Below are 20193 nucleotides of genomic sequence, written 5' to 3' on the forward strand. Positions count from 1 at the left end.
GCGGTATTCAGGGAACTCCCCTACGATCAAGCGTATGCCTCAAAAGAACCGTACGGTGAAAGGCGTGCTCGGCGGTCTGCTCGGGCTCGTCGGTCTGAGCGCCGTCGCCGGCCTTCTTGTCACCACCAGCGTCACGCCCGTCCTCGCGATGGCCGGCATCGCCGGCAACAGCGCCGTGACGCTGTTCGAAGAGCTCCCCGCGAACCTCGACGTCAACGCTCCGATGGAGCAGTCGACCATCTACGCGACCGACCCGAACACGGGTGAGAACATCGTCCTCGCGTCGTTCTACGAACAGAACCGCGTGCCGGTGACGTACGAGCAGCTGTCGCCGACGCTCATCAACGCCATCCTCTCGAGCGAGGACAAGAACTTCTACAGCCACGGCGGCGTCAACCTCGGCGCCACCGTCAAGGCCGTCATCGACAACCTGCGCAAGACATCGAGCCGCGGTGCGTCGACCATCACGCAGCAGTTCGTGAAGAACGTGCAGATCCAGGAGTGCGAGCAGAAGGCGGACGCCGCCTCGGACACCTACTCGGAGGACCTGCAGCAGTGCTGGCTCGACGCGACCAACGCAAAGGGCGCTGACGGCATCGAGCGCAAGCTGCAGGAGATGCGCTACGCCATCCAGATCGAGAAGACGTCGTCGAAGAACGACATCCTGCTCGGCTACCTCAACATCGCGAACTTCGGCGGCACCGTCTACGGCATCGAGGCCGCTGCCAAGTACTACTTCTCGGCATCCGCGTCGAACCTCACGATCGCCCAGGCCGCGACGCTGGCTGGCATCGTGCAGAACCCGAACAACCTGCGCATCGACCGCTCCGAGGGCGAGAACTCCGCGGCCGACGGCTACGCCGATACCCTCAACCGCCGCGACTACGTGCTCGGCCGCATGCTCGCCGACGGCAAGATCACGCAGGCCGAGCACGACGAGGCCAAGGCCTCGCCCATCGAGCCCAAGATCACACCGTCCGTGCAGGGCTGCGCCACTGCCGGTCAGCAGGCCTACTTCTGCCAGTACGCCAAGTCGATCATCGAGAACGACCCGATCTTCGGCGAGACCCGTCAGGACCGCAGCGAGCTGCTGCGCCGCGGTGGCCTGAAGATCTACACCACGATCGACATGCGCGTGCAGGGACCGGCCGCCCAGGCCATGGCCGAGAACGCCCCCGGCAACATGGACAACAAGTACTTCGGTGCGGCCGGCGTCTCCCTCAACACGACGAACGGCAACATCATCTCGATGACGCAGAACACGACGTTCAGCGAGACGAAGACCGACGACCAGGCGTTCACCTCGCTGGTGTTCGCCGGTGACCGCGCACACGGAAACTCCGACGGCTTCCAAGTCGGATCGACGTACAAGCTCTTCACCCTCATCGACTGGCTCGAGAAGGGACACTCGGTCAACGAGGTGCTCAACGGCGCCGTACAGAAGAACCTCAAGATGAACGTGTGCGGTGCAACGCAGACCGTCGACACAGCGGAGATCGGCAACTTCGGCGGCGGCCGCGGATATACCAGCAACGTTCGCACCTTCACCGCGCAGTCGCTCAACAGCGGATTCTTCGCGATGGCCGCGAAGCTCGACATCTGCGAGATCAACAAGGTCGCCGACCGCATGGGCGTGACGCTGGCAACGGGCGGGAAGGTCACCGACCAGAACGTGCCGTACGACGTGCTCGGGCCGAAGAACATCTCTCCGATGGCGATGGCCGCCGCCTACGCCACCGTCGCGAACGGCGGCACCTACTGCGCCCCGCGCGCGATCGAGAAGGTGCTCAATGCCGACGGCACGGAACACGAGATCCCGCCGGTATCGTGCAAGGAAGGCGTGCTCACGCCCGAGGTCGCCGCGACTGCCGCCTATGCCCTTCAGGGCGTCATGGCAAGCGGTGGCACCGGTTCCCGCGCCAACCCCTACGACGGCACGCCGTTGATCGGTAAGACCGGAACACACGACCGCTGGTCGACCATGATGATCGAGTCGAGCACCCAGGTCGCGACTGCGGTATGGGCCGGACGCTGGCAGGGCCAGGAGAACGTGTTCCAGGTACCGTCTCTGCTGGGGTCGTACCTCAACGACGTGCGTTACCCGATCGCGAGGGCCGCGCAGGCCGCGGCGAATGACGTCTACGGGGGAAACGCGTTCCCACAGCCCGACCGGAACCTCACCCGCCAAATCCTCGTCGACGTGCCGAGCGTGGTCGGGATGACGATCGACGAGGCGACCGCAGCTCTCGAGGGCGCCGGATTCGCGGTTTCGGTCGGAGCGCCGGTCGACGGCTCGCAAGCGACCAATATCGTCGCCGCGCAGGATCCGTCCGGTCAGGCTCCGACGGGCGCCAACGTCACGATCTCGCCCAGCAACGGACAGGCCACGACGGTCCCGGCCGACCTGATCGGTAAGTCGCGAAGCGCCGCCCAGGCCTCGCTCTTCGCCGCCGGGTTCGAATCGCTCCAGTTCGACGCCTCCTGCAACGGCGGAGGCAAGAAGGTGATCAGCACCGACCCGGCCCCGGGCAGTGCTGCGAGCAAGACCACGACCGTGACCGTGGTCTGCGAGTGACCCGCACCTCTTCGGTGCACCCGGCCCTCATCGCGCTCGGCGCGGTGGGGGCCGTGGGCGCTGCAGCGGCGATCTGGGGCATCGGCATCGAACGCTACCTGTTCACAGTGCGCGAGGTCGAGGCATACGCTCTGCCGCCCGGCTCCGCTCCCCTGCGCATCCTGCACCTGTCCGACGCCCACATGGCGCCCTGGCAGCACCGCAAGCAGGACTGGCTCGCCTCGCTCGCCCAGCTGAAGCCCGACCTCATCGTCAACACCGGCGACAACCTCGGGCATCGCGAGGGGCTCGACGGCATCCGTCGTGCGTTCGATCCGTTCGTCGGCATCCCCGGCGTCTTCGTGCACGGCTCGAACGACGTCAACGAGCCCTCGCCGCGCAACCCGTTCAAGTACTTCACCGGTCCGTCGAAGCACACGAGCGCCCCGCGCCTGCTCGACACCGACGCGATGGATCGCTACTTCACCGACGAGCTCGGGTGGACGGGGCTCGACAACACCGCCGCGCGCCTGTCGGTCGCCGGGCGCGACATCGACCTCTTCGGCGTGAACGACGCCCACCGCGACTGGGACCGCCTCGACGACCTGCCCGACGCGATCGCGGCGCTCGGCCCGGCACCCGCCGGCACACCGGTGCTCGGGGTCACGCACGCGCCGTACCAGCGGGTGCTCAACGGGTTCATCGACCTCGGCGCCGACGCGATCCTCGGCGGCCACACGCACGGCGGCCAGGTGTGCCTCCCCGGCTTTGGTGCCCTGGTCGCGAACTGCGACATCCCCCTGAAGCAGGCCAAGGGGCTGAGCACCTGGACGCACGGCGACCGCGCCGTGCCGCTCAATGTCAGCGCGGGCTGCGGGCACTCGATCTACGCCCCGGTGCGCTTCGCCTGCCGTCCGGAGGCGACGCTGCTCACGCTCACCGCGCGGGCCTGAGCGCTCGATTGGGCGCTCGCGACTTTTCCTTGTAGACTCGGAGGGTTGCAAAACGGGGTGTGGCGCAGCTTGGTAGCGCGCTTCGTTCGGGACGAAGAGGTCGCAGGTTCAAATCCTGTCACCCCGACCAGTAACACCGGAAAGGCCGCCCTGCGGGGCGGCCTTCTCTGTACCCCGACCGCGGATCGAAGGGACGACATGGGATCGCTCCTCCCCCCGCCGCGTCGCCGCACACGCGCCTGGGCTCTGGGCCTCGGCATCCCGTTCCTCGCCGGGCTCGTTGCACTCACCCTCACGCCTTCCCGCGTCGAACAGCGTCTGCCCAACCTGCTCGACCTCGTTCTGTCGACCGCGCACCGTCTCGGCTGGGCGTCACTCGATTTCACCCGCCTCGAGATCCTCGCGAACGTCTGCGTCTTCGTGCCGGTGGGAATCCTCGCGTTCGTGCTCCTCCCCCGCCCGGTCTGGGGCCTCGCCTTCCTCGTCGGTCCCGCGATCTCGATCGGCATCGAAGTGTTCCAGCGTCTGGTGCTTCCGCACCGCGCGGCGACCGTCTCCGACGTGATCGCGAACTCGACCGGAGCGACGATCGGCGTCGTCCTCGCGGTGTTGTCCGCACTCCTGGTGGCCGTGCTCTCCGGCCCCTCGCCCTCTCGTAGGCTGGAAGCATCATGACCGCGCCCTCTCTCGTCGCCTTCGACCTCGATGACACGCTCGCCACCTCGAAGGCGGCGATCACCCCGCGCATCGCCGCCCTGCTCCAGGCCCTGCTGCATCGGGTCGACGTCGCGATCATCTCGGGCGGCAACGAGACGCAGTTCCGCACCCAGGTCGTCGCCCAGTTGACCGATGCGGATGCCGCCGAGCTCGGCCGACTGCACCTCCTGCCCACCTGCGGCACCCGCTACCTGCGCCACGACGGCACCGCGTTCGCCACCGTCTACGCGCACGACCTCACCGACGACGAGAAGTCCGCCGCCCTCACCGCCCTGCGGGAGGAGGCCGAACGCCTCGAGCTGTGGGAGGCCGAGCCCTGGGGCGAGATCCTCGAGGACCGCGGCTCGCAGATCACCTTCTCCGCCCTCGGACAGCGCGCGCCGAGCGACGCCAAGCACGCGTGGGACCCGACGGGCGCGAAGCGCGCCGCGCTGCGCGATGCCGTCGCCGCCCGCCTCCCCGGCCTCGAGGTGCGCTCGGGCGGGTCGACGTCGATCGACATCACCCGCGCCGGCATCGACAAGGCGTTCGGGATGACGCGCCTCGCCGACCTCACCGGCATCCCCCTCACCGACATGCTCTTCTTCGGCGACCGTCTCGACGAGGGGGGCAACGACTACCCCGTGCTCGCGATCGGCGTGCCCTCGGTCGCGGTCGAGGGCTGGGAGGACACGGCCGACAAGCTCGACGCCCTCCTCCCCACGCTCTGATCGACCTTTCGCAGGCATCCGCCGCTCACGCCCGCTCCGGGCCTAGCATGGCGGCATGGACGCTCTGCTCATCGTCATCATCGTGGCGGCCGCTGCCAGCCTCGTCTGCTGGGTGCTGTCGCTGATCACCCGCGACACCTCCTGGGTCGATCGCGCGTGGTCGATCGTCCCGGTCGCATACGTCTGGATCTTCGTGGGCGTCGCCTTCGCCGAGGGCGACGGATCGGCGCGGCTCGTCGCGATGGGGCTGCTCGCCACGGCCTGGGGCGCGCGCCTCACGTTCAACTTCGCCCGCAAGGGCGGCTACACCGGCATGGAGGACTACCGCTGGGCGATCCTGCGCGCACGCATGCGCCCCTGGCAGTTCCAGCTCTTCAACCTGTTCTTCATCATCGCCTACCAGATGACCCTGCTCGTGCTCATCACGCTCCCGGCGATGGTGGCCGCGCGGCATCCGTCCGCGATGACCGGCTGGGATGTGCTTTTCATCGCCGCCTTCCTCGCCTTCCTCACCGGTGAGACGATCGCCGACCAGCAGCAGTGGGTCTTCCACCAGCGCAAGAAGGCGGCGGGAGGCACCCTCTCCCCCGGTTTCGCGACCACCGGGCTCTTCCGTTACAGCCGCCACCCCAACTTCTTCTTCGAGCAGGCGCAGTGGTGGGCGTTCTACGCGCTGGGCGCCAGCGCGGCCGTCTCGGGAGGCGCGGGACTCGTCGGGGGCGTCCTGAACCCGACGATCGTCGGAGCCGTGCTGCTCTCGCTCCTGTTCATCGGCTCGACGATCTTCACCGAGTCGATCACCGCCGCGAAGTACCCCGCGTACGCGGAGTACCGCCGCACCACCTCGATGCTCGTGCCCTGGCCTCCACGCCGAAGCGCCGTCGCACCCCAGACCTGAGCGGGGCACGACGGCGCTTCGTCGTTCGACAGTACGGATGCGCCTCAGCGCACGACTGCCTCGGCGGCGGGGCGAACCACCGGAACGAGGCGCTGCAGCTGGGTGACGTGTCCGGGCTCGAGCTCGGCGAGCGTCGAGACGCCGAGCAGACGCATCGTGCGCTCGATCTCGCTGCGCAGGATGGCGATGGTTCGGTCGACGCCCTGGCGTCCGCCGGCCATCAGACCGTAGAGGTACGCGCGGCCGATGAGCGTGAAGTCCGCGCCGAGGGCGACCGCCGCCACGATGTCGGCGCCGTTCATGATGCCGGTGTCGATCATGACGGTGAAGTCGTCTCCGACCGCCTGGCGCACGCTCGGCAGCAGGTGGAACGGGATCGGCGCGCGGTCGAGCTGGCGCCCGCCGTGGTTCGAGAGCACGATGCCGTCGACACCCGCATCGCGCAGGCGCACGGAGTCCTCGACGTTCTGCACGCCCTTGATGACGATCTTGCCGGGCCAGATGTCGCGGATCACGGCGAGGTCGTCGTAGCTGATGGTCGGGTCCATGGCGGCGTCGAGCAGCTCGCCGACGGTGCCGCCGGTGGTGCTCAGCGAGGCGAACTCGAGCTTCGGAGTGGTGAGGAAGTCGTACCACCACCAGGGGCGCGGGATCGCGTTGATGATCGTACCGAGGGTGAGCTGCGGGGGGATGCTGAAGCCGTTGCGCTTGTCACGCAGACGGGCTCCGGCGACCGGGGTGTCGACCGTGAACTGCAGGGTGTCGAATCCTGCGGCGGCCGCACGACGGGTGAGCTCGTAGGAGATCTCGCGGTCGCGCATGACGTAGAGCTGGAACCAGTTCCTTCCGGGAATCTGTCCCTGAGGCTCTCGAAGGGTGGCAGCCTTCACGCCTTCGATCGAGGTCGTGCCGAGCGTCGACAGCGTGAACGGGATGCCGGCGGCGGCCGCGGCACCGGCACCGGCGGACTCGCCTTCGGTCTGCATCAGCCGGGTGAAGCCGGTCGGGGCGATGCCGAACGGCAGCGCGGAGGGGCCGCCGAGAATGTCCACGCTCGTGTCGACGGTCGGTGCCGGGCGCAGGATGCCGGGGTGGAACTCGACGTCCTGGAAGGCCTGGCGTGCGCGAGTGAGCGAGAGCTCCCCCTCGGCCGCACCGTCGGTGTAATCGAACGCGGCCTTCGGAGTGCGGCGCTTCGCGATCAGGCGCAGGTCGTCGATCGTGAGCGCGGCGTCGAGGCGACGCTTGCGCCCGTTGAACTCGGGCTTCTTGAACTTCATCAGGTCGAAGAGCTCGGCGGGCTTGGGCACCTGGCGCTGAACCATGGTGGTCCTCTCAGTTGTCGGGGGTGCTGTCGGGGATCGTGTCGGTCGAGGCCGTGCGGGTCAGGCCTGCGGCGGTGTAGTAGCCGGTGATGTGCGCATGCACGAGGGCGCGAGCGGATGCCGCGTCGCCGGCGTCGATCGCCGCGACGAGGGCGCGGTGCTCCTCGCGCAGGCGGGAGGCCATGTCGTCCCAATCGGGGATCGACGCGGCGCCGGCCTGCACGTACGACTCGATCGATGAGCGGAGGCCCGCCATCATCGCGGCGATCACGGTGTTGCCGCTCGCCTCGGCGAGAGCGAGGTGCAGCTGCGCGTCGAGGGCGAGGAACTCCGCGGGGGTGAGATCGGGCGCGTCCATGGCGGCGAGCATCCGATGGGCGGCGGCGGTGTCGCGGTCGTGCGCCGTCGCGAGCGCGTGGGCTGTGGCGTCCTCGAGCACGAGTCGGGTCGCGACGACATCCGCGAGCGGGAAGCCGTGCGCGGCCACCTGCAGGCGCAGGAGCTGCGACATGCCTCCGGTGGGCGTCGCGATGACGATCGCGCCCGCCTGCGGCCCGGAACCGGTCGCGGTGCGGATGAGGCCCATGACCTCGAGCACGCGGAACGCCTCGCGCACGCTGGAGCGGCCTACGCCCAGGTCCGTGGAGAGGTCGCGCTCGGAGGCGAGCCGGTCGCCCGGGTTCAGGCGCCCTTCGAGGAGGTCGCGCTCAATGTGGTCGAGCACGACTCGCCACGCACGCACCGGCTGCTCCGCCATCCGCTCTCTCCTCGGTCGCACCGCGCGCGCCCATCTGTGGTCCGCGCTGTGGTCTGACCACACTCTACGTCGTGTGGTCAGACCACGCAACGCGCGTACGCGAGATCACCGCTCCGGAAGAGCGAAGGGAGGAGGCGGGCTCAGCCCAGGCGCCCGCCGGACTCCTGCAGATAGCAGGTGCCGCACAGCGACTCGTAGGTCGTCACCTCGGGAGCGGCCTGGCCGTCGGCCCCCTCGTCGATCGCGACCTGGTCTCCGTCGAACACGAAGCGCCCGCCGATCACCCGACCGTTGAACACGGCCTTCCGGCCGCAACGGCAGATGGTCTTGAGCTCTTCGAGCGAGTGCGCGATCGCCAGCAGGCGAGCCGACCCGGGGAAGGCATGCGTCAGGAAGTCGTTGCGGATGCCGTAGGCGAGCACCGGAATGCCCTCCTCGACCGCGATGCGGAAGAGGTCGTCGACCTGCTCCGGCGTGAGGAACTGCGCCTCGTCGATGAGCAGGCATGCGATGTCGTCAGCGTGCGCCCGCGCATCGTCGCGGCGAGCGAGGAAGAGCTGCTTCGCATCGTCGCCGGGAGCGATGAGGAAGTCGACCTCCCGCGTCATCCCCAGACGGCTCGAGATCTCGGACGCGCCCTTGGTGTCGATCGCGGGCTTGGCCAGCAGCACCCGCTGCCCGCGCTCCTCGTAGTTGTAGGCCGCCTGCAGAAGAGCGGTCGACTTGCCCGAGTTCATCGCGCCGTAGCGGAAGTAGAGCTTCGCCACCGGCCGACCTCAGACGTTGATGCCGAGGGTCGCCGCCGTCGCCGTCGTCGACTCCTTCGCCAGCGCGGCATCCTTGTTGAGCTGCTCGCCGAACGTCGGGATGAGCTCTCGCAGCTGGGGCTCCCAGGCCACGTAGTCGTCGGGGAAGCAGGTCTTCAGCAGGTTCAGCATGATCGGCACGGCCGTCGAGGCACCGGGCGAGGCGCCGAGGAGCCCGGCGATCGAGCCGTCGCCCGCGGCGACGACCTCGGTGCCGAACTGCAGGATGCCGCCCTTCTTCGGGTCCTTCTTCATGACCTGCGCGCGCTGACCCGCATCGATGAGCGTCCAGTCCTCGTCCTTCGCCGTCGGCATGAACGTGCGCAGGCTGTCGACCTTCTTGCGGTGGTTCTTCATGAGCTCGCCGACGAGGTACGTGATCAGGTCGGGGTTCGCGAAGGCGACGCGCAGCATCGGCCACAGGTTGTGCGTGCGTACCTGCGAGACGATGTCGAGTATCGAACCGTTCTTGAGGAACTTGGGGCTGAACGTCGCGAAGGGCCCGAACATCAGCGAGGCCTCGCCGTCGACCACGCGCGTGTCGAGGTGCGGCACCGACATGGGCGGTGCACCGACGGATGCCTGCGAGTAGACCTTCGCCTTGTGCTGCTCGACGATCTTCGGGTTGCTGGTCTTCAGGAACTGTCCGCCGATCGGGAAGACTCCGTAGCCCTTGATCTCGGGGATGCCCGAGTTCTGCAGCAGCTTGAGCGCCCATCCACCGGCGCCGACGAACACGAACTTCGCCTTGACCTCGTTCGGGGTGCGACCGATCGTCGTGCGGTACTTGACGAGCCAGGTGCCGTCCTTCTGGCGCTTGAGCGAGCGCACCTCGTGGTTCGTGCGCAGCGTGACGCCCGAATCGGTGAGGTGGTCGAAGAGCTGGTGGGTGAGGGCTCCGAAGTCGACGTCGGTGCCGGCGGGCACGCGCGTCGCGGCAAAGGGCTCACCCTTGCGGCGCTTCTGCATGAGCAGCGGCGCCCACTGGTTGATGACGCGCGAGTCCTCGCTGTACTCGATGCCATCGAACAGGGGCTGCTTCTTGAGCACCTCGTAGCGATCCTTGAGGTACGCGACGTCCTTCTCACCACGCACGAAGGTCATGTGCGGCGTGGCGTTGATGAAGGTGGAGGGAGCGTCGAGCACGCCCTTGTCGACGAGCGACGACCAGAACTGGCGGCTCTGCTGGAACTGCTCGTTGATCGAGACGGCCTTCGCGGGGTCGAGGGGCCCGGTGCCCTGCGGCATGTAGTTGAGCTCGCAGAGGGCGGCGTGCCCCGTGCCGGCGTTGTTCCAGGGGTTCGAACTCTCCTGGGCGACATCCGAGAGTCGCTCGAAGGCGACGATCTTCCACTCCGGCTGCAGCTCGTGCAGCAGAGTACCCAGGGTGGCGCTCATGATGCCACCGCCGATCAGGACGACATCGACTGTTTCGGTCACCACGACAGTCTAGTTCGCGGACGCGACCGGGCCGACCACCGGGGCCGGCCCGATCAGACCGCTTCCGCATCGCGGGGATGCCGTCGCGCTATCGCGCGCGGACCCGCTCAGGCGCTCAGGCGCTCAGCGAGGATCTCCGCGATCTGCACTGCGTTGAGGGCCGCGCCCTTGCGCAGGTTGTCGTTGCTGACGAAGAGCACCAGGCCCTTGCCCGCCGGAGCCGACTGGTCGGCGCGGATGCGACCGACGAAGCTCGGGTCCTTGCCCGCGGCCTGCAGCGGCGTCGGCACCTCGTCGAGCACGACGCCGGGAGCAGCCGACAGCAGCTCGGTCGCGCGCTCGGGGGTGATGTCGTTCGCGAACTCGGCGTGGATCGAGAGCGAGTGCCCGGTGAAGACCGGCACGCGCACGCAGGTGCCCGCAACGAGCAGGTCGGGCAGCTCGAGGATCTTGCGGCTCTCGTTGCGGAGCTTCTTCTCCTCGTCGGTCTCGTTGTCGCCGTCGTCGACGAGATTGCCCGCGAAGGGGATGACGTCGAAAGCGATCGGGGCGACGTACTTCTCGGGCTCGGGGAAGTCGACCGACGAACCGTCGTGCACGAGGCGCAGGGTGTCGCCCTGGGCGAGCACGCCCTCGACCTGGCCGAGGAGCTCCTGCGCACCCGCGAGGCCGGAGCCCGAGACCGCCTGGTAGGTCGAGACGATGAGGCGCTCGAGGCCCGCCTCCGCGTGCAGCGCCTTCAGCACCGGCATCGCGGCCATGGTCGTGCAGTTGGGGTTCGCGATGATGCCCTTGGGGCGCTCGTCGATCGCGTGGGGGTTGACCTCGCTGACGACCAGCGGCACCTCGGGGTCCATGCGCCACGCGCTCGAGTTGTCGACCACGACGGCGCCGGCGGCGGCGAAGCGCGGCGCGTAGGCGCGGCTGGCGGTCGCGCCGGCCGAGAAGAGGGCGATGTCGATGCCCGCGGCATCCGCCTGCTCGACGTCCTCGACGATCACCGACGTGCCGCCGTACTCGATCGACGTGCCGGCCGACCGGGCCGACGAGAACAGGCGCAGCTCGCGGATCGGGAAGGACCTCTCGGCGAGAATCTCGCGCATCACGGTGCCCACCTGGCCGGTGGCGCCCACGATGGCGACGGAGAGTCCTGAGTCGGAGATGCGGGTCATGATGTTCCTTGGCGTCGTGCGGTACTGCGTACGAGGCGCAAGGCGCGGCGTCGGGATGCGGATGCCGCGCCTGGCGCCGATGTCAGGGTTCCGGCGAGTCTATCGCTCAGCCGGACGGCCGGGCGCCGGGTCAGCGACCGGTGCCGGCGTGGACGACCGCTTCGGTGTCGCCGTCGAGGCCGTAGGCGGTGTGCACCGTGCGCGCGGCCTCGAGCAGGTCGCTGCCGCGGAGCACCACCGAGATGCGGATCTCGGAGGTCGAGATCATCTCGATGTTGATGCCGCCGGCCGACAGCGCCTCGAAGAGCACGGCCGAGACACCGGAGTGCGTGCGCATGCCCGCGCCGACGACGGAGAGCTTGCCGATCTGGTCGTCGTGCACGAGGTTCTGGAAGCCCACCTCGGCCTGGTCGCCGGCGAGGGCCTTCAGCGCCGCCGCGGCATCCGCCTTGGGAACGGTGAACGAGATGTCGGTGCGCCCGGTGGCCGAGACGTTCTGCACGATCATGTCGACGTTCGCGCCCGACTTCGCGACGATCTTGAAGATCTCCGCCGCCTTGCCCGGCACGTCCGGCACACCGGCGACGGTGATCTTGGCCTGGCTGAGGTCGGTGGCGACGCCGGCGACGATCGGTTCTTCCATGGCTGCTCCCTCGGCTTCGCGGGGGTTCTTCATACCCTCGCCCAAAACGTACGTACCCTCGGCCGACGAGAACGACGACCGGGCGTGGATGAGCACGCCGTGGCGGCGTGCGTACTCGACGGCGCGGATGTAGAGCACCTTCGCCCCGTTGGCCGCGAGCTCGAGCATCTCCTCGCTCGAGACGTGGTCGAGCTTCTGCGCACCCGGCACCACGCGCGGGTCGGAGGTGAAGATGCCGTCGACGTCGCTGTAGATCTCGCAGACGTCGGCCTTGAGAGCGGCGGCGAGGGCGACGGCGGTGGTGTCGGAGCCGCCGCGGCCGAGCGTGGTGATGTCGCGGGTGTCGCGGTTGAAGCCCTGGAATCCGGCGACGATCACGATCGCGCCCTCGTCGAGAGCCTCGCGCAGACGGATCGGCGTCACATCGACGATGCGTGCGGCACCGTGCTGCGAGTCGGTGATCATGCCCGCCTGGCTGCCCGTGAACGAGCGGGCCTCGAAGCCCATCGAGTGGATCGCCATCGCGAGCAGCGCCATCGAGATGCGCTCACCGCTCGAGAGCAGCATGTCGAGTTCGCGCGGTGCCGGGATCGGCGCCACCTCGTTCGCGAGGTCGAGGAGCTCATCGGTGGTGTCGCCCATCGCGCTGACGGCGACCACGACGTCGTGACCGGCACGACGGGTGTCGACGATGCGCTTGGCGACGCGCTTGATGCTCTCTGCGTCGGCGACGGATGAGCCGCCGTACTTCTGCACGATGAGGGCCACGTTCACTCCCGGGGATGTCGGGCGGATCCGCCCACCGCTCATTCTACGATCGCGCCATATGCTCCGCTGTGCATGTGACGCCGCAGCCGGGGCCGGACGATGTCGGTCGGGGCCGGTCGTCAGGGCACCGCGGGAGGAGGGAGAGCGGATGCCGGCGGCCGCAGCCGTCCGCCGGTGGCGGCGAACCAGCATCCGGCGATCACGAGCGGGAAGCCGATCAGCAACCCGGGGGTGAGCGGCTCGGCGAGCACGATCGCGCCGAGCACGATCGCGACGATCGGGTTCACGTAGGTGAACAGCGGGGCGCGCACGGGACCGACCTCGCGGATGAGCGCGAAAAAGGCGAGGAACGCGACGGCGGTGCAGATCACCGCGAGGGCGAGCAGGGCGCCGATCGCGGGGAGGGTCGGCACCTCGTGCTGGGTGAGCAGGCCGATCGGGAGGTAGAAGACGCCGATCATGAGGAGCGAGAGCGTGATCGTTCCGAGGGAGGGCACGTCGGCGAGCTTGCGCGCGACGATGAACGGGGCGGTGGCGTAGAGCACCGCGACGAGCAGCACCTCGCCGGCGGCGATCAGGCTGACCTCGCCGCCGAACAGGCCGGGGCCCGCGACGACGATCGCGACACCGAGGAACCCGACGAGCAGTCCGATCGATCGCGCCGGCTTGAGCACTCCGCGATCGCCGCCGCCGAGCGCGATGAGCGCGGCGAACAGCGGCACGGTCGCGACGAGGAGGCCGGTCATGCCCGACGGCAGCGTCATCTCGGCGTGCCCGAGGAGCAGGAAGGGGCCCGCCATCTCGACGGCGCCGAAGGCGAGCACCCAGGGCCAGTGCTTCCATGCCGCCTTCAACGCGCCGTTGCGCAGCGCGAAGGGGAGCAGCAGGAGCGCGGCGATGAGCGTGCGCCCGGCGACGATCGCGGGCGGCGAGAACGACTCGACCGCGATGCTGATGAACAGGTACGGCACGCCCCACAGCAGAGCCATGGCCCCGAAGAGCAGCCATCCGCGTCGCGAGAATCCGGTGTGCTGCGCGTTCATCGTCGAACCGCGCGAGGGGTCGTCACAGCACGCGCCGCCCTTCGAAGGCGCGGCCGAGGGTGACCTCGTCGGCGTACTCGAGATCGCCGCCCACGGGGAGCCCCGAGGCGAGGCGCGAGACCGTGATCTGCATCGTGGTGAGGTAGCGGCTCAGGTAGCTCGCGGTGGCCTCGCCCTCGAGGTTCGGGTTGGTGGCGAGGATGACCTCCTGCACCGTGCCGTCGGCGAGGCGGCTCATGAGCTGCGCGATGCGGAGATCGTCGGGGCCGATGCCGGCGATCGGGCTGATCGCTCCGCCGAGCACGTGGTAGAGCCCGCGGAACTCGCGCGTGCGCTCGATCGCCGCGACGTCCTTCGCGTCTTCGACCACGCAGATGAGCGCCTGGTTGCGGCGCGGGTCGCGGCAGATCGCGCACCGCTCCTGCTCGGCCACGTTGCCGCACACCTCGCAGAAGCGCACGCGCGTGCGGATGTCGCTGAGCAGTTCCGACAGTCGAGCGACGTCGAACGTCGGCGTCTGCAGGATGTGGAAGGCGATCCGCTGCGCGGACTTCGGACCGATGCCGGGCAGGCGCCCGAACTCGTCGATCAGCTCTTGAACGATTCCGTCGTACATCAGGCGAACCTCGTCGGGGGCTCATAGGGCTCTTCGCGCACGAACGTCGCGCCGAGCACCTGGCGGATCACGGCCTCGCCGTAGCGCTGCACTCCCCCGGGCGCCGGCGCACGCTCGGTGACGCGCGGAGCGGCGTGGGCCGAGGCGACCCGCGCCGGGGCGTTCGCGGGCGCGGCGGAGGACGGTGCGGCGGCGGGTGTAGGTGCGGCAGGTGCCGGTGCCGTGGACGCGGCGGGCGCCCGCGCGGCGGAGACCGGTACCGGCGGGGCCGAGTGCGGAGCGGGCTCGTACGAGGGGTCGTACGGCGGCTCGTCGTCGGGGAACGGCGCCTCGTCGTCGCCGGGAAGCGGCGGCTCGTCGCGATCGATCGTGCCGTCGGTCGGAGGGACGGGCGCGGATGCTGCGGCCTCGACCTCTTCGGGCTCGTCGTCGACCGGCAGGGACGACACGGGGCCGACCGGGGTCGTCACCGCTTCGGGCGCGGCGTCGGACGTCGGGATCGCGGCGACGGCCCACTCGGTCACCGCGGCGGGCGCGGGAGCGGACGAGGGGCGCGGGCTCTGCGGTCGGGAGGAACCCGCAGGGGCAGGCTCCGTCGGGGCGGGCTCGGCCGGGGCCTGGGCACCGCCTGCGGACCCCGAGGATCCCCCGGAACGCGGTGCGCCGCCGGTCGACGCGGCACCGCCGGTCGGAAGCGGGGCCGGCCGGTACTTGACGACCACACCGAGCTCCTGCTGGAGAGCGGTGCGCAGGTGATCGGAGGTGCCGGCGCCCGGCGTGGTTCCCTTGAACTTCGCGACATCGTGCTGGCTCGCGAAACCGATCGTGAGGACCTCGGACTCGGTGTCGTACGCCAGGGGCTGCACGGTGGTGACGACCAGCCACGACGAGCGGCTGATGCTCTCGAGGCGCGTGAGCACGGCCGGCCACGCGGCGACGATGCGATCGAGCGTCACCGGACCCGATGGTGCCGCGGCGGGCGCGGGCTCGGCGGCGGCGGCGGCAGCAACCGGCTCAGCGGCGGCAGCAAGGCGCTCGGCGGCGGGCTCGGCGGCGGCAGCAGCCGGTGCGGCGGAGGCAGCCACCTCTTCCGGCGTGGACGTCGGGGCCGCGGCTGCGGTGGGTACTGCGACCGGCGCGGCCGGGGCAGCGGCGGCCGGAGCAGGAGCAGTCGGAGCGGGCGCCTGCGCTGCTGCAGGTGCAGGTGCAGCCGACGGTCGCGGAGCGGCGTGCGGCTGTGCCGCTGCTGCGGGCGCGGCGGCGGCCGCGGGCGCCACCCCGGTCGCGGCATCCGCTCCCCCGGCCAGTACGCGGGCGACCATGAGCTCGAGGTGCAGTCGCGGCGAGGTCGCGCCCGACATGTCGTCGAGCGCGGCGCTGACGACGTCGGCGGTGCGCGAGAGTCGTGCGGCGCCGAAGGCGGCCGCCTGCGTGCGCATGCGCTCGAGCTCGTCGTCGGCGATGCCGCGGAGCACGGCGGAGGCGCCGTTGCCGACGGCGGCGATCACGATGAGGTCGCGCAGGCGCTCGAGCAGGTCGTCGACGAAGCGGCGCGGGTCCTGACCGGTCTGCACCACCCGGTCGATGGCGGGGAATGCGGTCGCCGCATCGGCGATCGCCAGGGCGTCGACGATCTCGTCGAGCAGGGCCGCGTGCGTGTAGCCGAGGAGGGCGACGGCGCGTGCGTACGCGACCGTGACCGTCTCGGAGCCTGCGGGCGAGTCGGAGCCGGCGATGAGCTGGTCGAGCAGCGAGAGCGTGTCGCGCGGCGAGCCGCCACCGGCGCGCACGACGAGCGGCAGCACACCCTGCTCGACCACGACGCCCTCTTCGACGCAGAGCTTCTCGACGTACTCGAGCATGGCCGCGGGCGGCACGAGACGGAACGGGTAGTGGTGCGTGCGCGAGCGGATCGTGCCGAGCACCTTCTCGGGCTCGGTGGTCGCGAAGATGAACTTCACGTGCGGCGGCGGCTCCTCGACGAGCTTGAGCAGCGCGTTGAAGCCCTGGGGCGTCACCATGTGCGCCTCGTCGAGGATGAAGATCTTGAACCGGTCGCGACTCGGGGCGAAGGTCGCCCGCTCGCGCAGGTCGCGCGCGTCGTCGACGCCGTTGTGGCTCGCGGCGTCGATCTCGACCACGTCGAGCGATCCGCCTCCGGCACGCGAGAGCTCGACGCAGCTGGGGCAGGTGCCGCAGGGGACGTCGGTCGGCCCCTCGGCGCAGTTCAGGCACCGCGCGAGGATGCGCGCCGACGTGGTCTTGCCGCACCCGCGGGGGCCGGAGAAGAGGTAGGCGTGGCCGACGCGGTCTCCGCGCAGCGCGGTCATGAGCGGGTCGGTCACCTGGGACTGCCCGATCATCTCGCCGAACGTCTCGGGGCGGTAGCGGCGATAGAGGGCTGTGGTCACCAGAACAGCCTACGGCGTGCCACGGACATCGCGGCAGGTGCGTCGCCGGAGACGCACCTGCCGCGCGCGATCACTCCGGCGGTGCGAGCACCGGGATCGACGTGGTGATCACCGGGACGGATGCCGAGAGGCGCGTTCCGTCCTCGCGACGGGCATCCGCGAACTGGCGCAGCGTCGGGCGACCCGGGATCAGCGGGCCCTGGTCGGCGAGCGGGACGACGACCTCTTCGCCCTCGGTCGCGATGTAGGCCTCGTCGCGCACCGTGAACGGCACCGGTGCGCCGGAGCGCACCCGCAGACGCAGTTCATGGGCCGTGATCGTGACCGTGACCTCGGACTCCTTCCACTTCATCGGGAAGGTCAGCGAGGGCCAGGCCGCGGGCAGACGCGGGTCGAAGCTCAGCTCGCCCTCGTAGTCGCGCATGCCGCCGAAACCGCATACGAGCGCGGTCCACACGCCACCGGCGGAGGCCACGTGCACCCCGTCGGCCGCGTTGTTGTGCAGGTCGTGGAGGTCGACGAAGATCGACTCCTCGAAGTACTTCAGCGCGAGGTCCTGGTACCCGACCTCGGCCGCGAGGATCGACTGCACGACCGCCGAGAGCGTCGAGTCACCCGTGGTGAGCGGGTCGTAGTAGTCGAAGTCGGCGCGCTTCTCCTCGGGCGAGAAGTGGTTGCCCTGCAGGAACAGCGCGAGCACGACATCCGCCTGCTTGAGCACCTGGAACCGGTAGATCACCAGCGGGTGGAAGTGCAGCAGCAGCGGACGCTGCGACGACGGCGTGTGCGCCAGGTCCCAGACCTCGCGCTCGAGGAACAGGGAGTCCTGCGGGTGGATGCCCAGGCTCTCGCTGTAGGGGATGAACATCGCCTCGGCGGCGCGCTCCCACGACTCCGCCTCGCCCTCGAACAGGCCCGTGCGCTCGACGAGGTCGCGGTAGTCCTCGGGGTACGTCTCGCGGATCTCGCGCACGACCTCGGCCGCGAAGCGGAGGTTGTAGCGGGCCATGACGTTCGTGTAGAGGTTGTCGTTCACGACGGTCGTGTACTCGTCGGGACCGGTGACGCCGTGGATGTGGAAGGTCTGCAGACCGTCGGCGGCATCCGCGTTCTCGACCACCTGCGCCGAGCGCCAGAAGCCGAGCGTCGCCCACAGGCGCGCGGTCTCTACCGCGACGTCGGCGCCCTCGCGGCGGAGGAACTCGGTGTCTCCCGTCGCGCGCACGTACTTGCCGAGCGCGAAGCTCACGTCGGCATTGATGTGGTACTGCGCCGTGCCCGCGGCGTAGTAGGCCGAGGCCTCCTCGCCGTTGATCGTGCGCCAGGGGAAGAGCGCCCCCGCCTCGTTGAGCTGGGCCGCGCGCCGACGCGCCGCCGGCAGCATCAGCACGCGGGCGCGCAGCGCGTTGCGCGCCCACTGCGGCGACGTGTACGCGAGGAACGGGAGCACGTAGATCTCGGTGTCCCAGAAGTAGTGGCCGCTGTACCCCGACCCGGAGACGCCCTTGGCGGGGACTCCGGTGCCGTCGGCGCGGGCCGCGGCCTGCGCGAGCTGGAGGAGGCACCAGCGGGTCGCCTGCTGCAGGTCGTCGTGACCGCCGATCTGCACGTCGCTGCGCTCCCAGAACGCGTCGAGCCAGTCGCGCTGGCGCTGGAACTGCGTCTCGACGCCCTCCACGGCGACGCGGTCGAGGGAGCGGCGGCAGCGGTCGACGAGCTCGCGCGGAGGCACTCCGCGCGAGGTGTGGTAGCTCACGAGCTTGGTGACGGTGATCGGCACTCCGGCCTTGGCCTGCACCCGGAAGACGTTCTTCGCGATGTCTGCTTCGACCAGGGCGCGGGCGCTGTACTCGTTCTCGGTCTCGAGGATGTGGTCGGCGACGACGGCGACGGTCATGCCGGAGTCGGCGACGCGGTACGACAGCGCCGAGCGCAGGCCGTCCTGCCAGTGCTCACCCGGCTCGAGCACCCGATCGGCGATCTTCTCGGCCTTGCGCGGGTCGAAGCCCGGCTTCTGGGCCTGGGTCGGGGTGCCGGCGTAGACGCCCGCACCGTCCTGGCGATTGAGGATCTGGCAGCTGATCGTGACCGGAGCGTCGGAGTTCTCGACGACGACCTCGAGGCGCAGGATCGCGAGGTGGCGCTCCTCGAAGCTGACGATGCGCTCGTCGCGCATGCGCACGCGCTTGCCCGACGGCGTCTCCCACACGACGAGACGCTCGAGCACACCCGTGCGCATGTCGAGCGTGCGGCGGTACTCGCGCACATCCGCCTCGTCGAACGAGATCGGCTCGTCGTCGACGTAGACGCGCATGACCTTGGCGTCGGGGGCGTTGACGATGGTCTGGCCCACCTCGGCGAAGCCGTAGGCCTGCTCGGCATGACGGATCGGCCACGTCTCGTGCAGCCCGTTGATGAAGGTGCCGTGCTCGTGAGCCCCGCGGCCCTCGATGTGATTGCCCCGGAGACCGAGGTATCCGTTGCCGATCGAGAACAGCGTCTCGCCGACGCCCTCCTCGGAGTAGCGCGTCTCGATGAGGCGCCACGGGTCGACGGGGAAGCGGTCGCGGTCGATCATGCGGTGGTCTCCGGTGCAGAGTTCGGGGTGGTCGGGAGGAAGCGGTCGAGGTCGTTGACGACGACGGTGGCGCCCGCGGCGCGCAGCGCGTCGGCCCCGGTGCCGCGGTCGACGCCGACGACGTGCGCGTAGCCGGCGGCCGATGCGGATGCCGCGCCCGAGGTCGCGTCCTCGACGGCGACGCTGCGAGCGGGGTCGACGCCGAGCGCCACGGCGCCGGCGCGGAACATGTCGGGCGCGGGCTTGGACGCCAGACCGTCGCGCTCGGCGACGACGCCGTCGACCACGATGCGGAAGTACGAGCGGAGGTCGGCGGCGGCGAGGACCTCTTCAGCGTTCTTCGAACTCGACACGACGCCGAGCGGTACCCCGGCCGCGTGCAGACGCTGGACCAGTGCGAGCGAGCCCGGGTACGGGGCGATGCCGTCACGGCGCAGCTCGGCGGCGAAGGCGTCGTTCTTGCGGTTGCCGATGCCGCAGATGGTGTCGGCGGAGGGCGGGTCGTCGACCTCGCCCCAGGGGATCTCGACGTTACGGCTGTGCATCAGGCTCGCGACACCGTCGTAGCGCTTCTTGCCGTCGACGTAGTCGAAGTAGTCGGCGTCGGTGTAGGCCGGCGTGATGCCCCACTCGGCGAACACGTCGTCGAACACGGCTTTCCAGGCCCGCATGTGGACCTCTGCCGTCGGCGTGAGCACGCCGTCGAGGTCGAACAGCACCCCTTCTGCGGCGAGCAGATCGGGCAGGTTTTCCGGCACAGAAGCCTCCAGGGAGAAGGTCGAGGGTTTCGGCACTCCTCCGT

At 69.8% G+C, this 20193-nt stretch carries 16 protein-coding genes and 1 tRNA gene; 6 read left to right on the forward strand and 11 right to left on the reverse strand.

Annotated features, from left to right (window positions below):
• Positions 1-34: 34 nt before the first annotated feature.
• The 6 genes from KZC52_RS15710 to KZC52_RS15735 all read left to right on the forward strand — a co-directional run bounded on the left by KZC52_RS15710 (position 35) and on the right by KZC52_RS15735 (position 5832).
• Positions 35-2575: a transglycosylase domain-containing protein gene (locus KZC52_RS15710; RefSeq protein WP_247625077.1), complete on the forward strand. Its 2541-nt coding sequence runs from the start codon at positions 35-37 to the stop codon at positions 2573-2575.
• On the forward strand, positions 2572-3507 hold the full coding sequence (locus KZC52_RS15715) for a metallophosphoesterase (protein ID WP_247625078.1): 936 nt from the start codon (positions 2572-2574) through the stop codon (positions 3505-3507). The genes KZC52_RS15710 and KZC52_RS15715 overlap by 4 nt, the downstream gene beginning before the upstream one ends.
• 53 nt (positions 3508-3560) lie before the next feature.
• Positions 3561-3637 (forward strand) — tRNA-Pro (locus KZC52_RS15720).
• Between the two features lie 68 nt (positions 3638-3705).
• Positions 3706-4182 (forward strand): VanZ family protein, encoded by a 477-nt coding sequence (locus KZC52_RS15725; RefSeq protein ID WP_247625079.1) that lies wholly within the window; start codon positions 3706-3708, stop codon positions 4180-4182.
• The gene (locus KZC52_RS15730; protein WP_247625080.1) at positions 4179-4934 is read left to right on the forward strand and encodes an HAD-IIB family hydrolase; all 756 of its coding nucleotides are present in this window, start codon (positions 4179-4181) and stop codon (positions 4932-4934) included. Before KZC52_RS15725 ends, KZC52_RS15730 begins: the two co-directional genes overlap by 4 nt.
• A gap of 55 nt (positions 4935-4989) precedes the next feature.
• Complete coding sequence (locus KZC52_RS15735; RefSeq protein WP_247625081.1) at positions 4990-5832, forward strand: DUF1295 domain-containing protein; 843 nt, start codon at positions 4990-4992, stop codon at positions 5830-5832.
• 44 nt (positions 5833-5876) lie between these two features.
• Here KZC52_RS15735 and KZC52_RS15740 read toward each other — a convergent pair whose 3' ends face one another.
• The 11 genes from KZC52_RS15740 to KZC52_RS15790 all read right to left on the reverse strand — a co-directional run bounded on the left by KZC52_RS15740 (position 5877) and on the right by KZC52_RS15790 (position 20149).
• Positions 5877-7157 carry an alpha-hydroxy acid oxidase gene (locus KZC52_RS15740; protein ID WP_247625082.1) on the reverse strand — a complete coding sequence of 427 codons (1281 nt, stop codon included), beginning with the start codon at positions 7155-7157 and terminating at the stop codon, positions 5877-5879.
• Positions 7158-7167: 10 nt separating this feature from the next.
• Positions 7168-7914 (reverse strand): FadR/GntR family transcriptional regulator, encoded by a 747-nt coding sequence (locus tag KZC52_RS15745; RefSeq protein ID WP_247625083.1) that lies wholly within the window; start codon positions 7912-7914, stop codon positions 7168-7170.
• Between the two features lie 140 nt (positions 7915-8054).
• Positions 8055-8681 (reverse strand): thymidine kinase, encoded by a 627-nt coding sequence (locus KZC52_RS15750; protein ID WP_247625084.1) that lies wholly within the window; start codon positions 8679-8681, stop codon positions 8055-8057.
• 9 nt (positions 8682-8690) lie between these two features.
• A complete protein-coding gene (gene mqo / locus KZC52_RS15755) occupies positions 8691-10118 on the reverse strand; it encodes a malate dehydrogenase (quinone) (protein WP_247625275.1) in 1428 nt (475 codons plus the stop codon).
• A gap of 149 nt (positions 10119-10267) precedes the next feature.
• Positions 10268-11332: an aspartate-semialdehyde dehydrogenase gene (locus tag KZC52_RS15760; RefSeq protein WP_247625085.1), complete on the reverse strand. Its 1065-nt coding sequence runs from the start codon at positions 11330-11332 to the stop codon at positions 10268-10270.
• Positions 11333-11462: 130 nt separating this feature from the next.
• Positions 11463-12743, reverse strand: coding sequence for an aspartate kinase (locus KZC52_RS15765; protein ID WP_247625086.1), 1281 nt, complete (start codon positions 12741-12743; stop codon positions 11463-11465).
• A gap of 119 nt (positions 12744-12862) precedes the next feature.
• Positions 12863-13786 carry a DMT family transporter gene (locus KZC52_RS15770; protein WP_247625087.1) on the reverse strand — a complete coding sequence of 308 codons (924 nt, stop codon included), beginning with the start codon at positions 13784-13786 and terminating at the stop codon, positions 12863-12865.
• A gap of 22 nt (positions 13787-13808) precedes the next feature.
• Positions 13809-14402, reverse strand: a complete 594-nt coding sequence (recR, locus tag KZC52_RS15775; RefSeq protein WP_247625088.1) for a recombination mediator RecR — start codon at positions 14400-14402, stop codon at positions 13809-13811.
• Positions 14402-16813, reverse strand: coding sequence for a DNA polymerase III subunit gamma and tau (locus tag KZC52_RS15780; RefSeq protein WP_247625089.1), 2412 nt, complete (start codon positions 16811-16813; stop codon positions 14402-14404). Before KZC52_RS15780 ends, recR begins: the two co-directional genes overlap by 1 nt.
• A gap of 70 nt (positions 16814-16883) precedes the next feature.
• Positions 16884-19391, reverse strand: coding sequence for a glycoside hydrolase family 65 protein (locus tag KZC52_RS15785; RefSeq protein ID WP_247625090.1), 2508 nt, complete (start codon positions 19389-19391; stop codon positions 16884-16886).
• Positions 19388-20149 (reverse strand): HAD family hydrolase, encoded by a 762-nt coding sequence (locus tag KZC52_RS15790; protein ID WP_247625091.1) that lies wholly within the window; start codon positions 20147-20149, stop codon positions 19388-19390. The genes KZC52_RS15785 and KZC52_RS15790 overlap by 4 nt, the downstream gene beginning before the upstream one ends.
• Between the last annotated feature and the right edge of the window lie 44 nt (positions 20150-20193).

The sequence above is a fragment of the Microbacterium galbinum genome, assembly GCF_023091225.1.
In the GTDB taxonomy this organism is placed as follows: Bacteria; Actinomycetota; Actinomycetes; order Actinomycetales; family Microbacteriaceae; genus Microbacterium; species Microbacterium galbinum.